We start from the raw sequence: 24,649 nt of genomic DNA, 5'->3' as shown, positions 1-24,649 counted from the left end.
TCGCCCGGATCCGGGTCTTGGCCTGCTTCCCTGAACCCATTTCGAACATTAAGAGACGTAGATATGCGCATCTAACAATGAATGTCATCCCTGTCGGATATCTCGCCCGACCATGCCACGCACCCTTTCAAAAGAAGCTCAGGACAGGAGGGGTTGGTCAGCAGTGGGTCCGGACTCGGCGATCAACTGGGCGGTGCGGAAGACGTCTTCGATCATGGCCGGGGTGAGTCGGCCGGTGAAGGTGTTGTGCGGGCTGACGTGGTAGCAGCCGAGGATGGTGATCGTGCGGCCGTCCGGATGGGCGAGGGTGACTTCGGCGCCGTGGCCGAAGCGTGGTCGTGGGCGGGGGACGGTCCAGCCGCCGCCGGTGAGCACGGTGAACAGCGCCTGCCAGCCGAAGGCGCCCAGGACGACGATGACTTTCACCGTCGGCGCGAGCAGTTCCAGTTCTCTGCTGAGGAAGGGGGCGCACCGGTGGCGTTCCTCGCTGGTCGGCTTGTTCTCCGGGGGTGCGCAGTGCACGGGTGCGGTCAAGCGCGTGTTCAGGAGTTCGATGCCGTCGTCCACGCTGACCGGCTGCGCACCGGTCGCCAGGCCGACGGCGTGCAGCGCGGCGAAGAGAACGTTGCCGCTGCGGTCGCCGGTGAACATGCGGCCGGTGCGGTTGCCGCCGTTGGCGGCAGGCGCCAGGCCGACGACGAGGATCTCGGCGTCGTCGGGGCCGAAGCCGGGGACGGGGCGGGCCCAGTAGTCCTCGTCGCGGTAGGCGGCGCGTTTGACGCGGGCCACTTCCTCGCGCCAGGCGACGAGGCGGGGACAGGCGCGGCAGGTGCAGATCAGGCTGTCGAGGTCGGCGACGCTCCGGGCATCTACTGCCGCGAGCGGTGCGGTTTCCGGGGCGTCGCCGGCCATCGGCCCAGTCTAGTCGGCGGGGTTCGGCAGACGGCCGAACCACCTGCGCGGTACCGCTGGTACCACGTACTGTGGGGCGCATGGTGTCCACAGAGATCGTGACCGCCGACGGAGTCGTGCGCGGTCGTGCGGGCCGTCGAGTTGTCAGCTGGCGAGCCCTTCCCTATGCGGCCGCGCCCGTCGGAGAACTACGGTTCCGCGCCCCCCAACCCGTGCAACCCTGGACGGGGGTGCGCTCGGCGACCGAGTACGGGTTCGCGGCCATGCAGCACCCCAACGGTGCTCGCACCGGGGCCCGCACGTGGCAGCCGACGGGGGAGGACTGTCTGACCCTGAATGTGACCGCCCCGCTGACGCCGTCGGAGAGTCCGCGGCCGGTGATGGTGTTCATCCACGGCGGCGGGTATGTGATCGGCGCGGCCAGCATGTACTCGGGTGCACGGTTGGCGGTGCGCGGCGATGTGGTCGTGGTGTCGGTGACATACCGGCTCGGCGCGATGGGCTATGTCGATTTCAGCGAGTTCTCCACGCCGGAAAGGCCTTTCGAGTCGAACCTGGGTCTGCGGGATCAGGTCGCCGCGCTCGACTGGGTGCGGCGCAATATCGCCGCGTTCGGTGGCGACCCCGCAAACGTGACCATCTTCGGGGAGTCGGCGGGTGCGCACGCGGTGATCTCGCTGCTGGCGACACCCGCCGCGGCGGGCTTGTTCCATCAGGCGATCGCGCAGAGCGCGCCGGCGGATTGGACATCCGAGCCTGCCGAAGCGCGCGAGTTCGCGCGCAGCTGCCTGGAACGGCTGGGCGCCGATCCCGCCGACGCGGCCTCGGTGCTGGCGACGGCGCCGGCGAGTGAGCTGTGCCGGGCGGCCGATCGCGCGCTGTACCGGACCCTGCGGGAACGTCCGGGCAGTTTTCCCTACAGCCCGGTGGTCGACGGGAAGTTCCTGCCGGAGGCGCCGATCGATGCGATCGCGGCGGGTCGTGCGCATCGCGTGCCGCTGATCATCGGCACCAATCGCGACGAGGCGACGTTGTTCCAGCGGTTCATGAAGTCGGTGCCGCACACGCCCGCCCAGCTCACGTCCACGTTCGGACGCTGCGCTCCAGGTGCGGAGCAGCGAGTGGTCCGCAGTTACCCCGGGTACCCGGCCGCGCGGACCGCGGTGCGGATCGGCGGTGACTTCATGTTCCTGCGACCGACCCTGGCCGTACTGGAAGGTCACAGCCGGTATGCGCCGACCTACGCCTACCGGTTCGACTACGCGCCCCGGGCGGTGCGCCTGGCCGGGTTCGGTGCGACGCACGCGCTGGATCTGGTGCCGGTGTTCGGCTGGGTCGACAGTCCGGTCGGCCGGGCGATGACGGCCGCGGGCGGTCGGCGGGCCTTTCTCGCGGTGCAGGATCATATGCAGGACAACTGGCTGACTTTCGCCCGGACCGGCGCGCCGCTGCCCGCGTGGTCGCCGTACACGGCCGAGCGCAGGGCGACCTGCATCATCGACCATCCGCCCCGGGTGCTGATCGATCCCGAGGCGGCGCGGCGGGAAGCCTGGCGCGACGTCCGGATCTCCGCGCTGGGTGGTCCGGTCGATCGGAACGGGGCATGACGGTCGAGCTGGACGCGGGCCGGCTGGCGGAGCGCATCCGGGCGCTCTACGCCGAGGACGAGCAGATCCGGGCGGCGACGCCGCTGGAGGACGTCCATGCGACGGTCACGACGCCGGGATTGCCTCTGGCACACATCGTCTCGACGGTGATGACCGCGTACTCGGATCGGCCAGCCCTGGGTGTCCGTCGCACCGAACCGGTCGTCGACGGCGGCCGCGTGACGCGCCGTCTGCTGCCGGAATTCGAGCTGGTGACCTACGGCGTGGTGTGGGAGCGGGCTCGCGCGCTGGCCGCCGCGTGGCACGGCGCGGGTGTCGGGGCGGGGGATTTCGTCGCGACGCTCGGGTTCACTGGTGCCGACTATACGGTGCTGGATCTGGCGACGATCCATCTGGGTGGGGTCGCGGTGCCGTTGCAGTCGGGAGCCGGTCTGACGCAACTGCGTTCGATCCTGGACGAGACCGAGCCGCGGGTGTTCGCCGTCGACACCGCGCATCTGGCGGCGGCGGTCGAGACGGTGCTGGCGGGCACGGCGCCGGACTCGCTGCTGGTGTTCGATCATCACGCGGACGACGACGATCACCGCGACGCACTGGCCGCCGCCCGCGCCCGGCTGACCGCGGCGGGGTCGACGGTGGCGCTGCACACGATCGATGAGGCGATCGCCCGCGGTCGTCGCGCCGGTCCCGCGCCGCTGACGGTGCCTGCCCCGGGCGAGGATCCGCTGGCGATGTTGATCTATACCTCGGGCAGCACGGGCACGCCGAAGGGCGCGATGTACACCCATCGCCTGGTGGCGGCGGGCTGGCAGCCTGCCCGTCCGGTGGCGGTGCTGAATGTGAACTTCCTGCCGATGAGCCATATCGCGGCGCGGTTGACCTTGACCGGTGTGCTCGCGCGCGGCGGGACCGCGTATTTCGCGGCGGCGCCGGATATGTCGACGCTGTTCGAGGACATCGCGCTGGTGCGGCCGACGGAGATCTTCCTGGTGCCGCGAGTGTGCGACATGATTCTGCAGCGTTTCCGGCAGGAGGTGGATCGGCGGTCGGGGCCGGGCGTCGACGCGGGGGCGCTGGCCGAGGAGGTGCGCACCGAACTGCGGGAACAGTTCCTGGGTGGCCGGTTGATGACAGTGCTGTGTGGGAGCGCGCCGATCGCGCCGGATCTGCGGGAGTTCGTGGAGTCGGTGTTGCGGTTGCGGTTGCACGACGGCTACGGGTCGACCGAGACCGGGGGCGGTGTCATCTTCGATACGAAGGTGATGCGCCCGCCGGTGCTGGACTACAAGCTGGTCGATGTGCCGGAGCTCGGCTATTTCGCTACCGACAAGCCGTATCCGCGGGGTGAGCTGCTGCTCAAGACGACCACGATGATCTCGGGCTACTACCGGCGCCCTGAGGTCACCGCGGAGGTGTTCGACGAGGACGGTTTCTGCCGCACCGGTGATGTGGTCGCCGAGCTGGCGCCGGACCGGCTGGCGTATGTGGATCGCCGCAACAATGTGCTGAAGCTGTCGCAGGGCGAGTTCGTGACGGTGTCGCGGCTGGAGGCGGTGTTCGCGGGGGCGGATCTGGTGCGTCAGATCTTCGTGTACGGCAGTAGCGAGCGGGCGTATCTGCTCGCGGTGGTGGTGCCGACGGAGGCGGCCCTGGCCGGGTCCGCCGGGGACGTGCGGGCGGCGGTGAGTGCGTCGTTGCATCGGGTGGCGGTGGCGGCCGAACTGGAGCCGTACGAGATCCCGCGCGACTTCCTGATCGAGACCGAGCCGTTCTCGATCGCCGACGGCCTGCTGTCGGGGGTCGGGAAGTTGTTGCGGCCCAAGCTGAAGCAGCGGTACGGGGAGCGGCTGGAAGCGCTGTACGACGATGTCGCGCGCGACCAGGAGGCGCAGTTGCGGCGGTTGCGCCGGGACGCGCCCGGTCTGCCGGTGTTCGACACGGTGGCCGGGGCGGCGCGGGCGGTGCTGGGGTGCTCGGCCGCGCAGTTGCGGCCCGAGGCACGGTTCGGTGATCTGGGTGGGGATTCGCTGGCGGCGCTGTCGTATTCGACGTTGCTGCGGGAACTGCTCGAGGTCGAGGTGCCGGTGAACGTGTTGCTCGGGCCGGACAGTGATCTGGCCCGGATCGCGGACTATGTCGGTCGGGAGCGTGCGCTCGGTGCCCGCAGGATCGATGCCGAGACGGTGCACGGTGCCGGGGCGACCGAGATCCGGGCGTCCGATCTGAGGTTGGCGGAGTTCCTGGACGCGGCGACGCTGGATCGGGCCCCGCAGCTGCCGCCCGCCGCGGTCTCGCCGTCTACGGTCCTGATCACCGGCGCGAACGGCTACCTGGGCCGGTTTCTCCTGCTGACCTGGCTGGAACGGCTGGCCCCGCGGGGTGGCCGGGTGATCTGTGTGGTGCGCGGTGGTGACGCGGCCGCCGCTCGCGCGCGCCTGGACGCCGCGTTCGACACCGATCCGGTGCTGCGCGAGCATTTCCGCGCGCTCGCCGACGATGCGCTCGAGGTGCTGGCGGGGGATATCGGTGAACCGAATCTCGGTCTGTCCGCCTCGACGTGGCAGCGTCTGGCCGAGGAGGCGGAGCTGATCGTGCACTCGGCGGCGCTGGTGAATCATGTACTGCCGTATGGGCAGTTGTTCGGCCCGAATGTGGTCGGTACGGCGGAGGTGATCCGGCTGGCGTTGACGGCGACCCGGAAGCCGGTGAGTTATCTGTCGACCGTGGCGGTGGCGGCGCAGGGGGAGTCCTTCGCCGAGGACGGTGATGTGCGGGTGATGAGTCCGGTCCGGCGGCTGGACTCGAGCTATGCCAATGGGTACGGCAACAGCAAGTGGGCGGGTGAGGTGTTGTTGCGGGAGGCGTCGGATCGGTTCGGGCTGCCGGTGGCGGTGTTCCGGTCGGACATGATTCTGGCGCACAGCACCTATCGCGGTCAGCTCAATGTGCCCGACGTGTTCACCCGGCTGCTGTTGAGCGTGCTGGTGACCGGTCTCGCGCCGGTGTCGTTCTATCTGACCGACGCTCAGGGGCGGCGGCAGCGCGCGCACTACGACGGGCTGCCCGCCGATTTCGTCGCGGCGGCGGTCACTGCGCTGGGTGCGGCGGCGGTCGCGGGGTATCGGACCTACGACGTCGTCAATCCGCACGACGACGGCATCTCGCTCGACAGTTTCGTCGATTGGCTGATCGAGGCGGGGCATCGGATCGATCGGATCGAGGACTACGCGGACTGGTTCGCGCGCTTCGAGACCGCGCTGCGCGCGTTGCCGGAGGGGCAGCGCAAGCACACGTTGTTGCCGTTGTTGCAGGCGCACCGTCGTCCTGGGCGCCCGCTGCCCGGGTCGGCGCTGCCCGCGGACGGGTTCCGGGCGGCGGTGCGCGCGGCGGGGATCGGCACCGAGCGGGATATCCCGCATCTGGGTCGCGCGCTGATCGGCAAGTACGTCAGTGATCTGGTCGGCCTCGATCTGCTGGATGGGCCGGGGGAGGAGTAGCCGGCGGCCCGTGGTCAGTCGGGGCGGGACTCGCCGTGGGCCGCCGTCAGCAACGGTGTGCTGGGAGCCGGGGGCGGTGTCGACCGGGAGGGGGTGCCGCGCAGCGTGGTTCGGGTGATCAGGGCGTTGCGTGCGGCCACCCGGATTTCGCGGGCGAGGTCGGCGAGGACGGCCGGTATGTTGCGCTGATGGCGCAGCGCGCCGGCGACCAGCCGCAGCGCCAGGACGGGAGTGTGCAGGTCCGCCGGTGGCCGGGTGCGGGAGAAGATGCCGGTGGTGATCCGGGCCAGTTCGGGGTCGTCGGTGGCGCGGCCGTAGAGCTCGGTCTCCAAGGGGCGCATGGCTTCTCCGCGCGCCAGCCGGTTGGTCCAGTGGAAGATGGCGCGGCATTCGATGATGCGGCGGCGTTCCCAGTCGCGGAGGGCGCGGTCGAGGGTGGCGGGGTTGTCGAGGGTGTCGGCGACGGTTTCGGCGAGTAGTCGGCCGTAGTGCAGGGCGTCGCGGATGCCCTGGGCGGTCACCGGGTCTTTGAAGTGCCCGGCGTCGCCGGGCAGTGCCCAGCCGGGGCCGGTGGATCGGCGGAAGTAGGAGGAGATGCCGGTGGCGGTGCGTACGCGTCCGACGCGGTGGCAGCCGTTGAGCCGGGCCGCGAGGGCGGGAATGCGTTCGACGGCTTCGGTGTAGCGGCGTTCGGCTTCGCCGGGGCCGGAGCGTTCGCGGGTGGCGGGTGGTTGGACCAGGCTCAGGATCAGGCCGTCGTCGCAGGGGAAGGCGGTGCCGAGATCGGCGCCGGCGCGCCATTGCGCGGCGGTGTCTCGCGGGGTGTCGTCGGTGTCGCGCCAGTAGGCGTAGTAGCAGTCGCGTCCGCTGGGGACGGTGAGGAACGGGTCGTCGGCGCCGACGGCGCGGGCGATGGTGCTGTGTCTGCCGTCGGCGCCGACGACCAGGGCGGCGCGGATCTCGACGACGGCGCCGGAGCGGTCGGTGTATCGGACGCCGGCGCAGCGATTGTCGGCCCAGATCACCGAGGTGACCCGGCAGCGCTGGCGGACGTCGGCGCCCGCGGCGACGGCGGCGCGGACGAGGACGCCGTCGAGGCCGGTGCGGCGCACGCACATGGCGTAGTCGATACCGTCGACGGTGGGGAAGGTGGAGGTGATGCCGTATCCGGCGCCTTCGGCGTAGGCCTGGGTCAGTCGCGGGGCGCCGAGTGCCTCGACTTCGGTGAGTACGCCCAGTCGCTGGAGCTCGGCCAGCCCGGCGGGCCAGAGCAGGTGGGTGGACAGGGTGTCCGAGGGCAGGGCGGCGGAATCCAGGACGACGACTCTGCGGCCGGCTCGCGCCAACGTCACTGCGGTCGCCGAGCCGGCGCAGCGCGCGCCGACGATGACGACGTCGGCCGACTCGGCCGAGGTGACGGGGGAATCGAGCATGGGTACCGCCTCGGTCATCGAGTCTCGGACAGTGTGTCCGAGACGATGATCCGGTCGGCGGCGACCACTGTCAACAGCACACGGACGCAACGGATTCGCGCCCGCTCGCCCGTTGCCGATCCCTGGGCGGAGTGGAGGAGCACAATGGGCGCATGGTCGACGCATGTGCGCTCGCGGCCGAACAGTCGAGGAGCCGCCGATGCCCTCGCTGACCCGTGTCCCGCGATCGGCCCGCAAACCGTCCGACGATCGGCGGACCGAGTTCGAGCCGCGGGTGTTACGCGCGGTGGAGGATCTGCTGGCCGACGGCACGCCGTTCACCGAGCTGGCCGTGCAGCGGATCGCCGCGGCGTCCGGGTCGGCCAGATCGACGTTCTACCGGTATTTTCCGGACAAGAGCAGGCTGTTGGTCCGGCTGGGCGAGTTGGCGACCGCCGATTTGTTCGCGGCGGCGGAGCGGTGGTGGAGTGCCGAGCACACCGATCGGCAGGCCGGTGTGGTGGTGGCAGCCGCGGCGATGATCGACGGTGTCCGCGCGCACCGCTATCTGCTGTTGGCTTTGAGCGAGGTCGCCGCTTACGACCGCGAGGTGGGTGCGTTCTGGCGGGCGCGGGTCGCCGCGTTCACCGAGTTGGTGGCGGCGCGGTTGGCGGCGGATCGTGCGGCGGGCCGGGTCAGCGCGCGGCTGGATCCGCGGGCCACCGCGTTGATCTTGACCTCGATGGTCGAGCGCACGATGGCCGTGGCCTGCTCCGGTGACATCGGGGTCGATGACGGGGAGCTGGCCACGGCGCTCGGGCGAGCCATCTGGTTGGTGGTCTACGGCGACGCGCCGTGAGCGGTGGTGTCGGTCAGCGGAGTGCGGCGTCGGGGGCGAAGGAGGTGAGTCCGACGTCGCGGTACTTGGTGACGAGTTTCTGGTACTTGCGCCGGTTGCGGGCCATGGGGGAGTCGGTCACCGAGGCGGGCAGGCGGTCGAAGGCGATCCGCAGGGCTTTGGTGATCGCCTGGAATTCGCGCTCGTGGCGGCGGGTCCAGGGGTAGGGCATGCGGGCGCGGACGTCGGGATGCATGATGCCGCAGCCGAGCACCATCAGGAGGTGGCCGAGCGCGGGCGAGCTCAACCGCCACAGCGGGCCGGTGGCCGCGGGCAGGAAGTACGGGCGCGGGGCGTGGCGGACCGAGGCGACGGCGGCGTCGAGGGCGGGCGTGGACCGGAGTTCGGTGGCTGCCATGTGCGTGTAGTGGGTGACGAGTTCGGTGTAGTCCTCGATCGGTCGCGACTTGCCGGGCAGGTGCAGGCCGAGGGTCTTGTGCCGGTAGTGGTCCCAGATGGCCTGGTTCTCGGCGAGGGTCGGTTCGGCGCCGGTGAGGGCGATGTAGGCGCCGCGCTGGACGAAGAAGGTGGAGTAGAGGATCCAGTTCCATGATTGGGGGTTGAGCGCGGAGTACCGTTCCCCGTCCGGTCCGATCCCCTTGACGTCGCGGTGCAGGACCATCAGGCGCTGTGCTTCGGTCTCGCGGTCGGTGTCCTCGCCGTGGTAGATCAGCTGGTCGGCGGCCGCGGTGCGGACCGCGCGCGCCCAGGGCTGGTTGCGGGACCGTCCGGTGGCTTCGAGTGCGGCGGAGACGGGCGGCAGCATCGGCTGGTCGAACAGGCCGACGCCGAACAGGCTGAACAGGACCGAGCCGCCTACCCGCTCGAAGCGGGCGACAGCGTCGGAGACCTGCTCGGGCGTTGCCGTGGTCGCGAGATGGGGCACGGGGCAGGACATCGGGGGAACTCCTTTGTTCCGGTGTCGTGGACCACCGGCCCGGGCGACACTTAGGGCGCTATTCTGGTGTCGCGCGACTCCAGAAACTCGTGTGGTGTCAGAGTGCACCAGAATGGTGGGATGGTCAAGAGCATGGGTGAGGATTCCGCGAACACGGCCGCGCCGCGTGCCTACGCGGGGGTGGCAGCCGACGAGCGTCGGTCCCGCCGCCGCGCCGCCCTGTTCGAGGCGGCGCTGGATCTGCTCGCCGAGGGTGGCGCGCCCGCGGTCACCAAGCGCGCGGTGTGTACCAGGGCCCGCCTGAACGACCGCTACTTCTACGAGCAGTTCGCCGATCGCGACGCTCTGTTGTCGGCGTTGGTCGACGACCTCACGACCGAGGGCATCGCCGTCGTGGTCACCGCCACCCACACTGCCGGCCCCGACCTCGACAGTCAGGTCCACGCCGCCGCCGACGCCGCGCTGGGCTTCCTGGTCGCCGACCCGCGCCGCCACGCCCTGCTGCTGACCGCGCACAGCACCGAGGCGCTGCAGGCCGCGCGCCTGTCCACCCAGCACTCGATCGCCCGCGCCATGGCGGCGGTCGGCCGCGAGCTCGTCCCGGAGTCGGCCGACGACGAACTCGACTCCGACATGGCCGCCTACGCGGTGGTCAGTGGCGCGCTCGAGCTGGTCGCGGCGTGGATGCGCGGCGAATTCGACACCACCCAGGCACATCTCACCGACGTCATCGCCCGCCAGCTACTGCAGATCAGATTCGCCGGCAGCCCCCGCACGACCCCCGCCGGCTGACGTCAGCGGCGTGGCACGGCGATCCACTCGCGCCAGCCGCCGTCGAGCACGAGGTCGGCCAGCCGGCGATAGCCGCCGCTGCCCGGATGCGCACCGTCGCCTGCCAGCACCTCCGCGCGCCAGACCGGGTCCTCGGCCACGGCCGCGGTGATGTCGATGAACGGCACGTCGCGCGCGTGGCAGAGGGCGGACATCTGTTCGGCCAGCGTGGTGACGCGGCGCAGATGCGGTTCGCCCGCTTCGATCACCGGCGGCGGACCCACGACCAGCGGTGCGATCCCACGCCGGCGGGCACCGTCGATGATCGTGGCGAGATTGTCCAGGCTGCGAGCCGGATCGACTCGGACCGCGCCGTTCTCCTCGATCGCGTCGTTGGCGCCGAAGGACAGCACCAGTCGCTGGTCGGCCCCGCTCATCCCGCGCGGTTCGATCTCGGTCCAGCAGCGGCGCAGCACATCCTCGGAGGTGTTGCGCCGGATTCCGAGATTGAACGCGGTCGTGCCGACGCCGGTGGCCGCGAGGACGCGCCCCACCCAGCCGCGGTACTCGGGGTCACCGATCCCCTGGACGAAGGAATCGCCGAAAAAGAAGATACGAAGATCTGCGCTCACCGGGACGACAGTACGAGCGCGTGTGGGCGCCGCGCGCGACGGCCTCAGCTCGCCCAGCCGAGCCGGACCAACACCCGGTCACTGCGCGACGCCCCGGATTCCCGGCGCGCGACGTGGACGGCCGCCGACCACGCGCCGAGTCCGGCGCCGACGGCGTTGAGCAGGACGTCGTCGACCGAGGTCACCCGCCCCAGATCGAGGATGTACTGCAGGATCTCCAGCGCGGTCGAGACGACCGCGCCGACCGCTGTCATCCGCGCGACGCCCGACATTCGCGGAAACCGCAGCGGGAGCAGGAAACCCAGCGGCAGGAACACCATCAGATTGGCGCCCACCTGGACGAACGCGGTGCCCGGCGCCGCGCCGAGCGTGTCGAGGAGGTCCCGCAGCGGCATCAAGCTCACCGCCCGTGTTCCGGTGGCGGGCGTGAGGATCATCCACACCCACGGCAGCGTCGCGCCGACGATGCCGACTTCGGCGATCGACCGCCGCAGCGCGAGGCGACGCGGCAGCCCCGCGTGGAGCCGACGAGTGACGAGCAGCGCGGTAGCGGCCGTTAACACCGGCACCGCCACCGTCCAGGCGATCAGGACATGCCCCCACGACGTCCACACGCTCCCCATCGGCCCCACGATAGTGGCGCCGTCAGGGGGCGACGATGCGGGCGGCGGCGAAGACGGTCGCGGCGCGGCGGGTCGAGAGTTGCTCGATGTCGCCCCGCTCGGCGGCGAAGCGGGCCTGCATCGCGTTGGTGCGGGTCAGGTCGGAGAGCATGCGCAGCAGGATCACCGGCGGCACTGCGTCGGTGAGCAGGCCCTCGCGCTGACCGCGGCGCAGTTCGGCGAGTTTGGCGTCGATGGTGCGGCGCAGCAGCGGGCCGATGTGGGCGCCTTCGGGTTCCAGGTCCGACCAGGCCTGCAGACGCGCGTTGTCGGGGTGGGCGACGAAGTGGTCGAACAGGCGGCCGACGTAGGCGGGCACGTCGTCGGCGCTGAGCGCGGTCTCCTCGGCCGTTTCGGTGGTCCAGCGCTCGGTGACGGCCGCGTAGAGCTCGTTCTTGCCGGGAAAGTAGGCGTAGAGGCGGTCCTTGCTGGCGTGGGCGGCGTCGGCGATGCGGTTGATCCGGGCGCCCGCGATGCCGAATTCGGCGAACTCCGCCTTCGCGGCAGCGAGTATTCGCTCTCTGGTTGCCTCGCCTGCCGCACGCATGGCCGGAAGCCTACCCCCCTTGCCGAACCATCTGGTTCGGAACTATGGTCCGTTCGGAACCAGATGGTTCTGGAATCGGCGAGACGAGGACACCATGGGCGCGGACAAGCCACGCTGGCAGCAACTCCGGGAGCAGACCGAGGGCGTCTCCACCGCCGAACTGGACGCGCTGTGGACCCGGCTACGCCCGGCCCGCACCGACGACATCCTCGGTGAGTGGCGCGGCGATGCCTTCCAGACCGGCCACCCGCTGTGCCGGGCGCTGCCCGCGAGCCGCTGGTACGGCAAGACCTTCCTCGCGGTCGACGACGCCAAGCCGCTGATCTGTCGCGCCGAGGACGGCACCCTGTTCTCCGATGTCGAACTGGGACAGGGCGAGGCGACCCTGTGGAACATCGAGTTCCGCGGCGAGGTGACCGCGACGATGGTCTACGACGGCCGCGCGGTGTTCGACCATTTCAAGTGGCTCGACGAGAACACACTGATGGGCATCATGAACGGTCGGGCGGAACTGGTGCTGTCCCGTGGCGAACACTTCTACTTCCTGCTGGAACGGGTGTCCTGATGCGCACCACGGCGGTCCTGTCGCGAGACCCGGCCGCGGCGTTCTCGGTCGAGGACATCGAGGTCGACGAGCCGCGCGCCGGGGAAATCCTGGTGCGCGTCACCGCGGCGGGCATCTGTCACACCGACCTGGTGACTCGGCGCGCGGGCGCGGCGGATCGGCCGATCCTGCTCGGGCACGAGGGCGCCGGTGTCGTGGCCGCGGTCGGGCCCGAGGTGGCGACGGTGCGGCCCGGCGACCATGTCGTGCTGACCTTCCGGCACTGCGGTCGGTGCTCGGCCTGCGTGGACGGGCGCCCGGCCTACTGTCAGCGTTCGGTCGCGCTCAACCAGTTCGGTCGCCGCGCGCACGACGCGCCACGGGTGCTGCTCGACGGTGCCCCGGTGCTGGACGGATTCTTCGGCCAGTCGAGTTTCGCCGGATACGCCCTGACCACCGAGGACAACACGATCGTCGTCGACCCGGCGCTGGATCTGGCTGTGGCCGCGCCGTTCGGCTGTGGTTTCCAGACGGGGGCCGGCGCGGTCCTGAACGTGCTGCGGCCCACCGCGGGTGCCTGGCTGGCGGTGTACGGTGCCGGCGCGGTCGGGATGGCGGCGTTGCTCGCGGCGCGCACGGTCGCGGGCGTGCGGGTGGTCGTCGTGGAAACCTCGGCGGCGCGGCGGGAATCGGCGCTCGCGCTCGGTGCCGAGGCCGCGCTGGATCCGGCCGAGGGGCCGACGGTGCCGCGACTGCGCGAACTCACCGGCGGCGGCGTTACCCACGCGATCGACACCACCGGTGTGCCCGCGGTGCTCGGTGACGCGGTCGCCGCGCTGACCACCGGGGCGACCGTGGTGGCCGTCGGGCTCGGCGCGGGGACGCCGCCGGTAGATGTCAGCGATATCGTGTTGCGCGGCAAGACGATTCGCGGGTGCCTCGAGGGCGACAGCGTGCCGTCGACGTTCCTGCCGCATCTGCTCTCGCTGTACGCCGAGGGCCGGTTCCCGGTGGACCGGCTCATCGGCCGCTACCCGCACACCGAGATCGACACCGCGCTCGCCGACCAGCGGGCCGGGCGCGTGGTCAAACCGGTGCTGACATGGTGAACGACGAACCCGGCGAACGGTCCCGCACATGACGATCCTGCACAGCGACATCCTCGGCACCGAAGACGAGGACACCCCGCCGAATTCGACGACCGTCGCCGCCCGCGCCGAACGGCTGCTCGCGGCGTTGAACGCGGCCCGCGAGGTCTTCGTCGCACACGGCTATCACGGCGCGAGCATGGATCAGATCGGCCTGCGGGCGGGCATGAGCAAGCCCGTGCTGTACACGCTGTACGCGAACAAGCTCGATCTGTATCTGGCGGTGCTGCAGCATCATCTGGATCGGATGGTCGGCGGGATCCGCAGCGCGCTGGCCGGGGCGACCGGGCAGGAAGACAAGGTCCGGCGCGCGGTGCTGGCCTATTTCGACTTCGTCGACGAGGACCCGGACGGGCACGTGCTGATCTTCGAGTCGCCGGTGCCCAGCGAGCCGAGCGTGCGGTGGCGGGCCCGGCACGCCTTCGGTGAGTGCGCGGTACTGGTGAGTGCGGAGTTGCGTGCGGCCGGGATGGACGACGCGCGGGCGTTCACCTGCGCGTTCGGTGTGGTCGGCGCCAGTCATCTGGCGGCGCGGCAGTGGCTGGACACGGGCAAGCCGATTCCCAAGCGGGACGCGGTGGAGACGACGGTCGCGCTGTGCTGGAACGGGCTGGCCGGAATCGGCTGACCCGATTGCGGTCTCAGTCGGTGACGGCGGGCAGGGGACTGCCGTCGAGGAGTTCGTCGCTGGGTAGCCGGCCGATGAGCACGGCCAAGGCGCGTTTCCAGCGGCGCACGACCGCCTCGCGTTCGCCGAGGGTGCCGGTGAGCATGGCCGTCATCGACAGGCCGGTCAGCAGATCGATGGTGAATTCGACGAGGATCTCCGCGCGCGGGTCCGCGGCGTACGGTTCGCCGACGACCTCGAGGTAGAGCCTGCGCATCTCGGTGAAGACGCGGCGCTCCTCGTGCACGAGACGTTCGCGGAGCTCGGCGTCGGTGCGGGCGGCGACCCACAGGTCCAGCGCGGTGAAGAAGGCGGGGCTGTTCAGGTCGCGCCAGGCCAGGTCGACGACCGATTGCAGCCGGTCGCGTCCGGGTGGCAGGAGTTCGGCTTCGCGCTGGAACTGCTCGAGCCGCAGATCCACGACGCGGGTGGTGGCCGCGATGAGCAGTTCGGCGCGGGTGGGGAAGTGGTGCTGCACGGTGCCGCGGGCCAGTCCGGCGCGTTCCTGGACGGCGCTGACGGTGGTCGCGGCGTAGCCGCGTTCGAGCAGGCATTGCGCCGTGCAGTCGAGGATCAGGGCCCTGGTCGAGGCCCGGCGTTCGGCCTGGGTGCGGCGCGGTTGTTGCAGGGTCACCCGACAAATCGTACGCGCTGACGGTAAGTATGAGCGAACGCCGGGCGAATCTTCCCCCGATTGCCTATTGACGCAGCGCCAGTGACCTGGTGCAATCGAGAAACCGTACGCAGTAACTGTTTCTTCTGAGTGAAGGGCTGCGATGACGCAGATCTCTCATATTCGCCGGGGCACCGGCTCGCCGATCGTGCTGGTGCACGGTCTCGGCAGCCGCTGGCAGATCTTCGCGCCGGTGATCGATCTCCTGGCCGAGCGGCACGAGGTGATCGCGCTCGACCTGCCGGGATTCGGTGCGTCGCCGGAACTGCCCGGTGTGCTGCCCGGCCCGCGCGGGTACGCCGACTGGCTGGCGCGGTGGCTCGGTGACCACGACATCCGGCACCCGCACGTCGTCGGCAGCTCCATGGGCGGCGGCATCGCCCTCGAGCTGGGCCGCACCGGGGTCGCCGCCGCCGTCACCGCGTTCTCCCCGGTCGGCTTCTACGGGCGTCCCGGCCTGCGCTGGGTCCAGGGATCGCTGACCGCCATGCGCGCGGTCGCCCGCGTCGCCGGTCCGGCCCTGGACAAGGCGGTCGAGTACCGCGCCGGGCGGGCGGCGCTGCTGGCGGTGATGTTCGGGCAGCCGACCCAGGTGAGGCCCGACGCCGCGCGAATCGACCTGGCCGGGCTGGCGGGCGCGACCGCCTTCGCCGCCGCCCGCGACGATTTCGCCACCTATGTCCTGGCCACCGGTGACGACCCCGGCGCGCTGACCACGATCCCGGTGACGATCGCCTGGGGCACCCGCGATGTCGTGCTCACCCACCGCACCCAGAGCGCCCGCGCGCGAGCGGTACTGCCGTTCGCCCGCCACACCGACCTGCCCGGCTGCGGCCACCTGCCGTTCAGCGACGCCCCTGAGCTGTGTGTTCGGACCATCCTCGACAACCGGAGTGCTCCATGAAACCTTCGATCGCGGTCATCGGCAGCGGATTCGGTGGCCTGGCCGCCGTGATCGCGTTGAAGAAACGGGGCTTCGACGACATCATCGTCTTCGAGAAGGCCGACGACGTCGGCGGCGTGTGGCGCGAGAACACCTACCCCGGCGCGGCCTGCGATGTGCCCTCGCCGTTCTACTCGTATTCCTTCGAGCCGAATCCGCGGTGGCCGCACCGCTTCTCGCGGCAACCGGCGATTCTGGACTACATCCGTGACGTCGCCGACAAGTACGACGTGCGCCGCCACATCCGCTTCGGCACCGAGGTCACCGGGGCCGAGTTCGACGACGCGACGGGTCGGTGGACCGTGCGCCTGGACTCGGGCGAACAGGTTCGGGTCGATGTCGTCGTGCCCGCGGTCGGCCAGCTCTCACGTCCCGCGCTGCCCGCCATCGAGGGCCGGGAAAGCTTCGCGGGCACCACTTTCCACTCCGCGGAGTGGAACCACGACATCGATCTGACGGGCAAGCGCGTCGCGGTGATCGGCACGGGGGCCAGTGCGGTCCAGTTCGTGCCCGAGATCCAGCCGCGCGTGGCGAAGCTGACCCTGTTCCAGCGCACCGCGCCCTACATCGTCCCGCGCCCGGACCGTGAATTCGGTTCCCTGCACCACCGGGTGTTCGAGAAGTTGCCGGTGACCGAGCTGGCCGAGCGCGGCACCTGGTACAGCGTGGTCGAAGGGCTCAGCCTGGCCTGGGTCTACGCCAAGCCGCTGGCCGCCGCCATCCGGGCGATCTCCAAGTGGCACATGCGCAGGCAGACCGCGGCCAAACCGGGCCTGTTCGAGCAGGTGTGGCCCGACTATCCCATCGGCTGCAAGCGGATGCTGTTCTCCGACAACTACCTGCCCGCGCTGACCCAGCCGAATGTCGAGGTGAGCACCGACAAGATCACCGGGATCACCCCGACCGGGGTGTGCACCGCCGACGGCCGTGAACACGAGGTCGACGTCATCATCTGGGGGACCGGGTTCAAGTCGACCGAGTTCCTCGCGCCGATGTCGATCACCGGCGCGGGCGGGCTCGCGCTCGACCAGGAATGGCGCACCGGCGCGCACGCCTACTACGGCATGACGGTGCCGCGGTTCCCGAACCTGTTCATCATGTACGGGCCCAACACCAATACCGGTGGTGGCTCGATCATCTACTTCCTCGAGACCCAGGCCGAGTACCTCGGTGACTACGTGGCCCATCTGGCCGCCACCGGCAAACCGCTGACCGTGCGGCCCGAGGTCGAACAGGCCTACGACACGCGTATCCAGGCTCAGCTCACCGACAGCGTGTGGAGCCGGTGCTCGTCGTGGTATCGGCAGGCCGACGGCCGCATCACCACGAACTGGCCGCTGCTCGGCATCCAATACAAGAAGCAGGCGCGATTCGACGCCGCCGACTACGAGGTGATCTCCGCATGACTGACTACGACTACGACGTGATCGTCGTCGGCTCCGGATTCGGTGGCAGCGTGACCGCGCTGCGCCTGACCGAGAAGGGCTACCGGGTCGGTGTTCTCGAATCCGGCAGGCGCTGGAACGCCGAGGACTACCCGAAGACGAACTGGAACATTCCCAAGGCCATCTGGGCGCCGCGGCTGGGTCTGACCGGACCGCAGCGCATCAGCGTGCTCGGCAAATGCCTGGTGTTCAGCGGCTCCGGCGTCGGCGGTGGCTCGCTGATCTACGGCAACACCCTCTACGAGCCGCTGCCGGAGTTCTACCAGGACCGCGCGTGGTCGCACATCACCGACTGGAAGAGCGAACTCGCGCCCTACTACGACCAGGCCAAGCGGATGCTGGGTGTCGTGGAGAATCCGCGGATCGGCCCGAAGGACGAAGTGCTGCTGCAGGTCGCGCGCGGCATGAACGTCGCCGACACCTTCCATCGCACCCAGGTCGGGGTGTTCTTCAACGAGGGCGAGGAAGGCGTCGAGGTCGACGACCCCTACTTCGGCGGCGCCGGTCCGCGGCGGGCGGGCTGCATCCACTGTTCGGACTGCTTCACCGGCTGCAAGCACAACGCGAAGAACACCACCACGGTCAACTACCTGCATCTGGCGGAAAGCCGGGGCGCGCAGGTGCATCCGCTGACCACGGTGACCTCGGTGGCGCCCGACGGTGCCGGCGGCTACCGGGTCGAGACCGTCGCCTCGAACGGGTGGCTGCGCAAGCAGCGGCGCACGTTCACCGCCCAGCAGGTGGTGTTCGCGGCCGCGGCGCTGGGCACCCAGAAGCTGCTGCACAAGCTGCGCGCCGACGGCACGCTGCCCCAGCTCTCGCCCCGGGTCGGGGAGCTGACGCGCAGCAACTCCGAGGCGATCATCGGCGTCACCAGCAAGTCCCGCAAGGACTTCTCCCAGGGCGTGGCCATCACCTCCTCCATCCATCCGGAGCCGCAGACCCACGTCGAGGTGTGCACCTACGGCACCGGGCAGAACGCGCTGTTCCTGCAGACGGTGCCGATGGTCGACGGTGGCGCGTTCCGGTTCCTGCGCCTGCTGCTGACGATCCTGCTGCACCCGATCCAGTTCCTGCGGTCGCAGAACGCGCACGGCGCCTCGAACCGGTCGGTGATCCTGCTGGTCATGCAGTCGCTGGACAACTCGCTGACCTCGTATCTCAAGGGACGCAGGCTGGTCACCAAACAGGGCAGCGGCGAACCGAATCCCGAGTGGATTCCGCTCGCGCACGAGATCGCCCGCAAGTACGCCGACGAATGCGACGGTGTCAGCGGCAATATCGCCACCGACATCTTCAACATTCCCGCCACCGCGCACTACATCGGCGGCTGCACGATCGGTGACTCGAGCGATACCGGCGTGATCGACCCCTACCAGCGGATCTACGGCTACCCCGGCCTGCACATCGCCGACGGCAGCGCGATCACCGCGAACCTCGGGGTCAACCCGTCGCTGACCATCACCGCGCAGGCCGAACGCGCGATGGCGTACTGGCCCAACAAGGGCGAGGCCGATCCGCGCCCAGCCCTGGGTGCCGCCTATCAGCGGGTCGCGCCCGTCGCCCCCGCCCATCCCGTCGTGCCCGCCTCGGCGCCGGGCGCGCTGCGGTTGCCCGCATGAGCCGTTCCGGAGAGGACTCCATGACCGCCACCGATCACCTCGCCGCGCTCGGCTCCGCCTGCGACAGGGCGGACGCGCTGGCCCTGTTCGACAGCCTCCCGGCCGTCTCGCCTGCCGAGCTGACCGGCCGATGGCACGGGCGCGAGCTGGCCACCGGGCACGGGCTCGACGGGTTGCTCGAGGCCTCGGGCTGGTACGGCAAGCAGTTCGACGGCCTCGACAGTGTGCACCCGCTGCTGTTCTGCGATCCCGCGGGCGAGATCTTCGCCGTCGACCCGAAGAAGGTGCCGCTGGGGGTGGCCGACAAGGTGCCGCACTCGCTGGTGCGGCGCGGCCGCGGACTGCTCGGAGTGCTGAAGCCGGTCTTGCGCACTCGTCGGTACCGGGCCAGGTTGCGTTCGGTACAACATCGCGGAGTCGTGACGGCGGCGATGGTCTACGACCACCTGGCGATCATCGACGTGTTCCGCCGGGTCGACGAGGACACCGTGTTCGGTCTGATGGACTTCCGTGACCTCCCCGATCCCTATTTCTTCGTTCTCGGTCGGGACTGACGCACAACTCCGCTGGTAGTTCGGCGCGATCAGGGGTAGGCATGGGATACGGGACGCTCGTCGAAAGGACGGCAGGCCATGGCTACACACCCCGATCCGTGGGCTTCGCACCGCGATCCGCACGTACACAGGTTCCCTGATACCGAACGCACCTTCCGCTCCCACGCGGGGGAGTCCATCCAGGACTCCCTCAACTGGCCCGGTTTGTTCCTCATCGGTGTCGGCATCGTCTTTCTCGCCGCGACCTTGACGGCCGCGGGTTCCGGCTTCGCCGGGTGGGCAGTGATCGCAGGGCTGATCTGCGGTGTGTGCCTGCTGTCGGGAGTGGCGATCGTGCTGGCCGAACATCGCCGGATCAAGGTCGGCGAGGGACTGCACCTGACCGATCCCGCCGGTCACTGAGTGCGGCGGTAGTCCACGTCCGGGCGGGTGCCCACCCGCCCGGCGATGGTCGTCGTGTCAGGCGCGGCGTAGTTCGAGCGCGTCCAGGATCAGATCGAGCCCATAGGCGAACTCGGCGGTGTGGTCGTAGCCCGGGCGCAGGGCGTGCTCGACGATCAGTTCGGTGAGATACGGCAAGTCCTCGGCGGGCAGGGTCGCGAGGATGTCGGTGGCGACCTCGGCGACCTCACCGGGCGTCCTCACGGGCAGGTTCGCTTCCTGTAGGACGTAGCCGCCGACGTAGCTGTCGATGAGTGAGATGGCGTGCGCCGCCATGGGCAGGCTGAATCCGGCGGTGCGCAGCACCCCGAGGACGGCGTCGTGGTGGCGCAGCGTCGCCGGGCCGGGGTGGCGCCGGGAGTCCATGAGTCCCAGTGCCCAGGTGTGCTGGGACAGGACCCGGTGCGCGGAGGCCGCGCGGGCACGGATCGCCTCGCGCCAGTCGTCGCGGTCGGTGGGGGGTAGGTCGATGGCGGCGAACACCGTGTCGACCACGCCGTCGAGGATCGCGTCCTTGTTCGGCACGTGGTGATACAGCGACATCGCCTCCACCCCGAGCTCCTGGGCCACCCGCCGCATCGTGATCGCTTCGGCGCCGGCGCGGTCCGCGACGCGGATGGCGGCGTCGAGGACGCGTTCGCGGCTGAGGGGTGGTCGGGTCACGGCAGCTCCTGGGCTTGGAAGTGTTGACAAGCTTACAGACGTAAGACAGCCTTACATATGTAAGTCCATCCGGGATGTCGCAGGGAGGAGAACCCGATGCCGATGCCGCGGTGGTGGGGTCAGATCAACAAGCGCGTGTTCAATCCGCGCGCGATCGAGGGCGGGAAATGGCCGGTGCTCATCCATGTCGGCCGACGGTCGGGGACGACGTATCGCACGCCCCTGGACGCCTATCCCGTCGACGGGGGCTATGTGTTCGTCCTCGTCTACGGCGCGCGCTGCGACTGGGCGCGCAACGTGCTGGCCGCGGGCCGGGCCCGACTGCGGGTCGACGGGCGGGAGCTGGAACTGACCGCACCGGTCGTCGTGGGCGAGGACGAGGCATTCCGGGCGCTGCCCGAGAATGTGGCGCGGCCGCCGAAGCTGCTGCGCATCACCGAGTTCCTGCGGATGGATCTGGTGGCCTGATTCGCGCACGCCGAGTGAAACGCTGGACACGAGCCGATCGTGCGCGAAGGAAACGATTGGACGGACGTCCACCTTTGCCGCACTGTTGACGACCATGAGCGAACATCCCGCCCAGCGGCGCACTCTCACCGTGCTCGTGGCGGCCCAGATCTTCAGCGGAGCGGGACTCGCCGCGGGTATCACGGTCGGCGCGCTGCTGGCGCAGGACATGCTCGGGTCGACCGGATTGGCCGGACTGCCCAGCGCCATGTTCACCGTCGGGTCGGCGGCCGCCGCGGTCGGTGTCGGCCGGATCTCGCAGCGCGCCGGGCGCCGGGCCGGTCTCACCGTCGGCTACCTGGTCGGAGCGCTGGGCAGTTTCGGTGTCGTCGCCGCGGCGGTCACCGGAAGTCTCGGGCTGTTGTTCGCCTCGCTGATCGTCTACGGCGCCGGTACCGCGACCAGCTTGCAGGCCAGGTACGCGGGCGCCGACCTCGCCACACCCGCGCATCGGGCCCGCGCGATCAGCACGGTGCTGGTCGCGACGACGGTGGGCGCCGTGGTCGGGCCGAATCTGTTGCATCCCATGGCGAGTCTGGCCACCGCCTGGGGAATCCCGCCGCTGTCGGGGCCGTTCGTACTCTCCGGTGCGGCCTACCTGCTCGCCGGTCTGGTGCTGTGGGTGCTGCTGCGGCCGGATCCGCTCGTGCTGGCCCGCGAGCTCGTCCGCACCGACGAACCCACGGCGGCGGCCGAGCTCGCCGCAGGCAAGACCTGGTCGGCGCCGATCGTGGCGGGCGCGACCGTGATGGTGGTGACCCAGCTGGTGATGGCGGCGGTGATGACCATGACCCCGATCCACATGCAGCACCACGGCCACGGTGTCGGTGCGGCGGGCGTGGTGATCGCGGTGCACGTGGCGGGAATGTATCTGCCCTCGCTGCTGTCGGGTCTGCTCGTCGACCGGATCGGCGCGGGGCTGGTCGCCGTCGCCGCCGCGGGGACCCTGGTCGCGGCCGGTCTGGCCGCGGCGCTGGCCCCGCCGAGTTCGGTCCTCGCGCTGGCCGCCGCCCTCGGCCTGCTCGGGCTCGGCTGGAACCTCGGGCTGGTCGCGGGCACCACGATGATCGCCGACGCCACCCCCGTCGCGACCCGTGCCCGCACGCAGGGCACCGTCGACGTCGGGATCGCCGTCGCCGGGGCGGGCGGCGGACTGGGCTCGGGACTGATCGTCGCGGCGGCCGACTACCCCGGCCTGGCCCTGCTCGGTGCGGCGATCGCCCTGCTCATCGTCCCGGCGCTGGCCTGGAGCAGCCGCAGGCCCCGCGCCGACGCGCAGGCGCCGGCGCTCGACGCCCGCGTCGACGGGTGAGCGGTGATCATGCGATGATCGCCGGATGACCGGCCCGGCCAGCACCACCCGCATCCTCGGCCTCCTCGGTGGCGTCGCTGTGATCCTGCTGCTCACCAACTGGAGCCCGATGCGTGCGGTCGCCTACGCCGTCATCTGGTCGCTGGCGGCGGTGGTCCTGGTGGTGCGCGAGCGTCGACGGCCCGCTGCCGGCTCCACCTCGGAGTAGCCGGGCACAGGCGGCAATCGTGTGGACCGGACGATCCGGCGACCCTAGGATCGTCGGATCGTTTCCGGGCAGTGGGGGTAGGTCGTGTCAGCCGTACGCAGCGGTGCCAGCTGGGTGGTCTCGTTCGTCCCCCTGTTCTCGCTCGGCCTGCTGACCTGGCCGCTGTTCGCCGTCCTGGCCGTCCGGGCACGGTCGTGGCCGCTGGCCGGTGCCGCCCTCGGATACCTGGGTCTGTTCGCGGTGGAGGTGTGGGCGAGTGAGCCGGACCCGGCGCGCGACACCATCTTCGACCTGTGTCTGTTCGTGCTGATGGTGGGCGGCACCGCCCACGCGATCGCGGTGCGGCGGCGATGGTTCGCGAGCCCGCCCGTGGTCGGCGATGTCGACGTGGTGGCCACCGAATACCCGGTGGCCGGCGCAGGCGCCGTCGCGGCCGAGCCCGCCGGGTCCACGCTGAGCGCCGAGTCCGAGCCTGTGCAGCGGTTGCTCGACGAGATCGACCAGCTCGTGGACGCGAGCATGCGCGACGGCGAACCCCGGGTCGGCTACGACTACGACGACCCGACCTACCCGGACTGCCCGAACCCCTACTGCGGCGAATCCTGGCACGGGCTGGCCATCACCCGGCAGATGGAGCTGATGCGTCACTACGGCGAGGTCGACCTCGACTACGACTACCGCGCCGACGACAGCCTCGTGCTGTGTCCGGGTTCGGCGTTCGAGGGGGAGTGGCCCGCCCCGCCCAGCGTCGAGGCGGCAAGAGGGGAGCCGGAAATCGTTGTCGTGCAAGCAGAGCCGGCGCCAGAGCTCGATCCGCGAGCCGAGGCCAGGGCCTTGGCCGACCGGCTGTGGACCGCCCTCGCGCGACCGGCGCAGGCCCTCGTGGTCACGACGTGGCTGCTCGCGTTCGTCTCGATGTTCCTGGCACCCGCGCACTGGCGCTGGCTGACGGTGATCGTCGGTGCGGTGGCGCCGATGTGTGTCGGCTGGCTCTACGGGCGGCGCGGTGACCTGTTTCCCGCGGGCTATGTGCGGACCCGGTTGCGGGCCCGGCCCATCGTGGTCGGGGCTGTCGGGCTCGTGGTGTGCGCGGGCTGGCTGCCGTTCCGCTGGGCGCGCACACCATCGCTGGGCCCGGCGGAAGGATACTTCGCGCTGATCATCGCCTGTGTGGTGGCGTGTGTCGGGCACGCGGTCGTGCAGATCGCCCGGGTGCTGCCCGTCGGTGCCGCCGAGAACGAGACCGAGGCGAAGGCGCACGGTGAGAACCTGGTCGTGCTCGGGTTCGGCTGGATGCTGTTCGGTCTGCCCGTCACGCTGCTGTTCGGCTGGATCGCGAGCTACTGGGCGTATCAGCCCGGCGCCATGTGGGCGGCGGTCGCGGTCCTCACCCTGCTCGTGCTGACCTTGTTCCTCGAAGCCGGCGCGATCAAGATCCTCACGAAAGCCCGTGACGACGGCGACATTCCGATGCTCGTGTTCTTCACGATCGGCGCGGGCGCCCTGCTGGTGTGGTCGTTGCTGCGCATCGCGGAGACCACCTTCCAGCCGTGAGCTCGGTCGTCGGCGCGAATGGGGGGGTGCAGATCCGCATGGCTGGAACCCGGTGCCCGGCTCGTGAAGCAACCGGCCGGGGCCGCCGCTGCACCCCACTGTGCGCCCGCCAGGCCTTCGAGCCTCAGGCGGGCACATCCAGCGGCGGATAGCTGTCGCCACCGGTACGCTCGGCGGCCGCGATGTAGTCGGCGAGCGCGTCCCGGGACCGGGTGAGCCGATCGATCTGCTCGGTGATCCGGCGCATCCGTGATCGCATGGCGCCCAGCAACTCCGGGCAGCCGGGCAACTCGGGAACCTCACCCTGCGCGCACGGCAGCAGGAACGCGATGTCCTCGGAGGACAGTCCCGCGCCCAGCAGATGCCGGATCTGCTGGACCCGCAGCACCGAACCCTCGTCGTAGACGCGATAGCCGTTCGGGCTCCGCTCGGCAGGCAGCAGACCCTGCGCCTCGTAATAGCGCAGCTGATGGGCGTTGACACCCGTCCGATGGCTCAGTTCCCCGATCCGCATCCGCATCCTCACTTGACC

At 70.3% G+C, this 24,649-nt stretch carries 25 protein-coding genes; 16 read left to right on the top strand and 9 right to left on the bottom strand.

Going from position 1 to position 24,649, the window contains the following annotated elements; all coding sequences use genetic code 11:
* Positions 1-138: 138 nt before the first annotated feature.
* Positions 139-912: a uracil-DNA glycosylase gene (locus tag ACIO52_RS19600; protein ID WP_402645563.1), complete on the bottom strand. Its 774-nt coding sequence runs from the start codon at positions 910-912 to the stop codon at positions 139-141.
* 80 nt (positions 913-992) lie between these two features.
* On the opposite strand from ACIO52_RS19600, the gene ACIO52_RS19595 reads away from it, so the two are divergent.
* Positions 993-2,519 (top strand): carboxylesterase/lipase family protein, encoded by a 1,527-nt coding sequence (locus tag ACIO52_RS19595; RefSeq protein WP_402645560.1) that lies wholly within the window; start codon positions 993-995, stop codon positions 2,517-2,519.
* Positions 2,516-6,016 (top strand): carboxylic acid reductase, encoded by a 3,501-nt coding sequence (gene car / locus ACIO52_RS19590; RefSeq protein ID WP_402645557.1) that lies wholly within the window; start codon positions 2,516-2,518, stop codon positions 6,014-6,016. Before ACIO52_RS19595 ends, car begins: the two co-directional genes overlap by 4 nt.
* Before the next feature lie 14 nt (positions 6,017-6,030).
* Here car and ACIO52_RS19585 read toward each other — a convergent pair whose 3' ends face one another.
* Positions 6,031-7,449, bottom strand: a complete 1,419-nt coding sequence (locus ACIO52_RS19585; RefSeq protein WP_402645554.1) for an NAD(P)/FAD-dependent oxidoreductase — start codon at positions 7,447-7,449, stop codon at positions 6,031-6,033.
* A 199-nt stretch (positions 7,450-7,648) separates the two neighbouring features.
* Between ACIO52_RS19585 and ACIO52_RS19580 the strand changes: the two genes are divergently transcribed.
* Positions 7,649-8,287 carry a TetR/AcrR family transcriptional regulator gene (locus ACIO52_RS19580; protein WP_218720326.1) on the top strand — a complete coding sequence of 213 codons (639 nt, stop codon included), beginning with the start codon at positions 7,649-7,651 and terminating at the stop codon, positions 8,285-8,287.
* A gap of 13 nt (positions 8,288-8,300) precedes the next feature.
* Here ACIO52_RS19580 and ACIO52_RS19575 read toward each other — a convergent pair whose 3' ends face one another.
* Positions 8,301-9,224, bottom strand: coding sequence for an oxygenase MpaB family protein (locus ACIO52_RS19575; protein WP_402645550.1), 924 nt, complete (start codon positions 9,222-9,224; stop codon positions 8,301-8,303).
* A 120-nt stretch (positions 9,225-9,344) separates the two neighbouring features.
* On the opposite strand from ACIO52_RS19575, the gene ACIO52_RS19570 reads away from it, so the two are divergent.
* Complete coding sequence (locus ACIO52_RS19570) at positions 9,345-10,016, top strand: TetR/AcrR family transcriptional regulator (RefSeq protein ID WP_218720322.1); 672 nt, start codon at positions 9,345-9,347, stop codon at positions 10,014-10,016.
* A 2-nt stretch (positions 10,017-10,018) separates the two neighbouring features.
* Here the strand turns inward: ACIO52_RS19570 and ACIO52_RS19565 are convergent, their stop codons facing one another.
* From ACIO52_RS19565 to ACIO52_RS19555, 3 genes are read right to left on the bottom strand one after another with little or no spacing between them, the layout of a single operon-like run.
* Positions 10,019-10,627 carry a GDSL-type esterase/lipase family protein gene (locus ACIO52_RS19565; protein ID WP_218720320.1) on the bottom strand — a complete coding sequence of 203 codons (609 nt, stop codon included), beginning with the start codon at positions 10,625-10,627 and terminating at the stop codon, positions 10,019-10,021.
* 44 nt (positions 10,628-10,671) lie between these two features.
* The gene (locus ACIO52_RS19560) at positions 10,672-11,250 is read right to left on the bottom strand and encodes a VanZ family protein (RefSeq protein ID WP_218720318.1); all 579 of its coding nucleotides are present in this window, start codon (positions 11,248-11,250) and stop codon (positions 10,672-10,674) included.
* Positions 11,251-11,272: 22 nt separating this feature from the next.
* Complete coding sequence (locus ACIO52_RS19555) at positions 11,273-11,836, bottom strand: TetR/AcrR family transcriptional regulator (RefSeq protein ID WP_218720317.1); 564 nt, start codon at positions 11,834-11,836, stop codon at positions 11,273-11,275.
* A gap of 94 nt (positions 11,837-11,930) precedes the next feature.
* Between ACIO52_RS19555 and ACIO52_RS19550 the strand changes: the two genes are divergently transcribed.
* From ACIO52_RS19550 to ACIO52_RS19540, 3 genes are read left to right on the top strand one after another with little or no spacing between them, the layout of a single operon-like run.
* Positions 11,931-12,401 (top strand): DUF4334 domain-containing protein, encoded by a 471-nt coding sequence (locus tag ACIO52_RS19550; RefSeq protein ID WP_218720315.1) that lies wholly within the window; start codon positions 11,931-11,933, stop codon positions 12,399-12,401.
* A complete protein-coding gene (locus ACIO52_RS19545) occupies positions 12,401-13,489 on the top strand; it encodes an NAD(P)-dependent alcohol dehydrogenase (RefSeq protein WP_218720313.1) in 1,089 nt (362 codons plus the stop codon). Before ACIO52_RS19550 ends, ACIO52_RS19545 begins: the two co-directional genes overlap by 1 nt.
* A 28-nt stretch (positions 13,490-13,517) precedes the next feature.
* The gene (locus tag ACIO52_RS19540) at positions 13,518-14,156 is read left to right on the top strand and encodes a TetR/AcrR family transcriptional regulator (RefSeq protein WP_218720312.1); all 639 of its coding nucleotides are present in this window, start codon (positions 13,518-13,520) and stop codon (positions 14,154-14,156) included.
* A gap of 13 nt (positions 14,157-14,169) precedes the next feature.
* Here ACIO52_RS19540 and ACIO52_RS19535 read toward each other — a convergent pair whose 3' ends face one another.
* Entirely contained in the window at positions 14,170-14,829 is a 660-nt protein-coding gene (locus ACIO52_RS19535) for a TetR/AcrR family transcriptional regulator (RefSeq protein ID WP_218720310.1), read from the bottom strand.
* 142 nt (positions 14,830-14,971) lie between these two features.
* Between ACIO52_RS19535 and ACIO52_RS19530 the strand changes: the two genes are divergently transcribed.
* The 5 genes from ACIO52_RS19530 (at position 14,972) to ACIO52_RS19510 (ending at position 19,834) form a co-directional block, all read left to right on the top strand.
* Complete coding sequence (locus ACIO52_RS19530; protein WP_218720309.1) at positions 14,972-15,772, top strand: alpha/beta fold hydrolase; 801 nt, start codon at positions 14,972-14,974, stop codon at positions 15,770-15,772.
* Entirely contained in the window at positions 15,769-17,217 is a 1,449-nt protein-coding gene (locus tag ACIO52_RS19525) for an NAD(P)/FAD-dependent oxidoreductase (protein WP_218720307.1), read from the top strand. The genes ACIO52_RS19530 and ACIO52_RS19525 overlap by 4 nt, the downstream gene beginning before the upstream one ends.
* Entirely contained in the window at positions 17,214-18,878 is a 1,665-nt protein-coding gene (locus tag ACIO52_RS19520) for a GMC family oxidoreductase (RefSeq protein WP_316574856.1), read from the top strand. Before ACIO52_RS19525 ends, ACIO52_RS19520 begins: the two co-directional genes overlap by 4 nt.
* A 20-nt stretch (positions 18,879-18,898) precedes the next feature.
* The gene (locus tag ACIO52_RS19515) at positions 18,899-19,432 is read left to right on the top strand and encodes a DUF4334 domain-containing protein (RefSeq protein WP_218720555.1); all 534 of its coding nucleotides are present in this window, start codon (positions 18,899-18,901) and stop codon (positions 19,430-19,432) included.
* 78 nt (positions 19,433-19,510) lie between these two features.
* Positions 19,511-19,834, top strand: a complete 324-nt coding sequence (locus ACIO52_RS19510) for a hypothetical protein (protein WP_218720304.1) — start codon at positions 19,511-19,513, stop codon at positions 19,832-19,834.
* A 57-nt stretch (positions 19,835-19,891) separates the two neighbouring features.
* On the opposite strand, the gene ACIO52_RS19505 is transcribed toward ACIO52_RS19510, so the two are convergent.
* Positions 19,892-20,536 carry a TetR/AcrR family transcriptional regulator gene (locus ACIO52_RS19505; protein ID WP_316574855.1) on the bottom strand — a complete coding sequence of 215 codons (645 nt, stop codon included), beginning with the start codon at positions 20,534-20,536 and terminating at the stop codon, positions 19,892-19,894.
* A gap of 96 nt (positions 20,537-20,632) precedes the next feature.
* Between ACIO52_RS19505 and ACIO52_RS19500 the strand changes: the two genes are divergently transcribed.
* From ACIO52_RS19500 to ACIO52_RS19485, 4 genes are all read left to right on the top strand, one after another.
* The gene (locus ACIO52_RS19500; RefSeq protein WP_342800246.1) at positions 20,633-21,004 is read left to right on the top strand and encodes a nitroreductase family deazaflavin-dependent oxidoreductase; all 372 of its coding nucleotides are present in this window, start codon (positions 20,633-20,635) and stop codon (positions 21,002-21,004) included.
* 94 nt (positions 21,005-21,098) lie between these two features.
* Positions 21,099-22,355: an MFS transporter gene (locus ACIO52_RS19495; protein WP_402645538.1), complete on the top strand. Its 1,257-nt coding sequence runs from the start codon at positions 21,099-21,101 to the stop codon at positions 22,353-22,355.
* Between the two features lie 25 nt (positions 22,356-22,380).
* Positions 22,381-22,563, top strand: coding sequence for a hypothetical protein (locus tag ACIO52_RS19490; protein WP_316574853.1), 183 nt, complete (start codon positions 22,381-22,383; stop codon positions 22,561-22,563).
* An 84-nt stretch (positions 22,564-22,647) separates the two neighbouring features.
* Positions 22,648-24,117, top strand: a complete 1,470-nt coding sequence (locus tag ACIO52_RS19485; protein WP_402645535.1) for a hypothetical protein — start codon at positions 22,648-22,650, stop codon at positions 24,115-24,117.
* Between the two features lie 124 nt (positions 24,118-24,241).
* Here the strand turns inward: ACIO52_RS19485 and ACIO52_RS19480 are convergent, their stop codons facing one another.
* Positions 24,242-24,631 (bottom strand): MerR family transcriptional regulator, encoded by a 390-nt coding sequence (locus ACIO52_RS19480; RefSeq protein WP_218720296.1) that lies wholly within the window; start codon positions 24,629-24,631, stop codon positions 24,242-24,244.
* Between the last annotated feature and the right edge of the window lie 18 nt (positions 24,632-24,649).

It is taken from the genome of Nocardia sp. NPDC087230 (assembly GCF_044744725.1).
Lineage (GTDB): Bacteria > Actinomycetota > Actinomycetes > Mycobacteriales > Mycobacteriaceae > Nocardia > Nocardia canadensis.
This window is presented reverse-complemented; position numbering and strand designations above follow the sequence as displayed.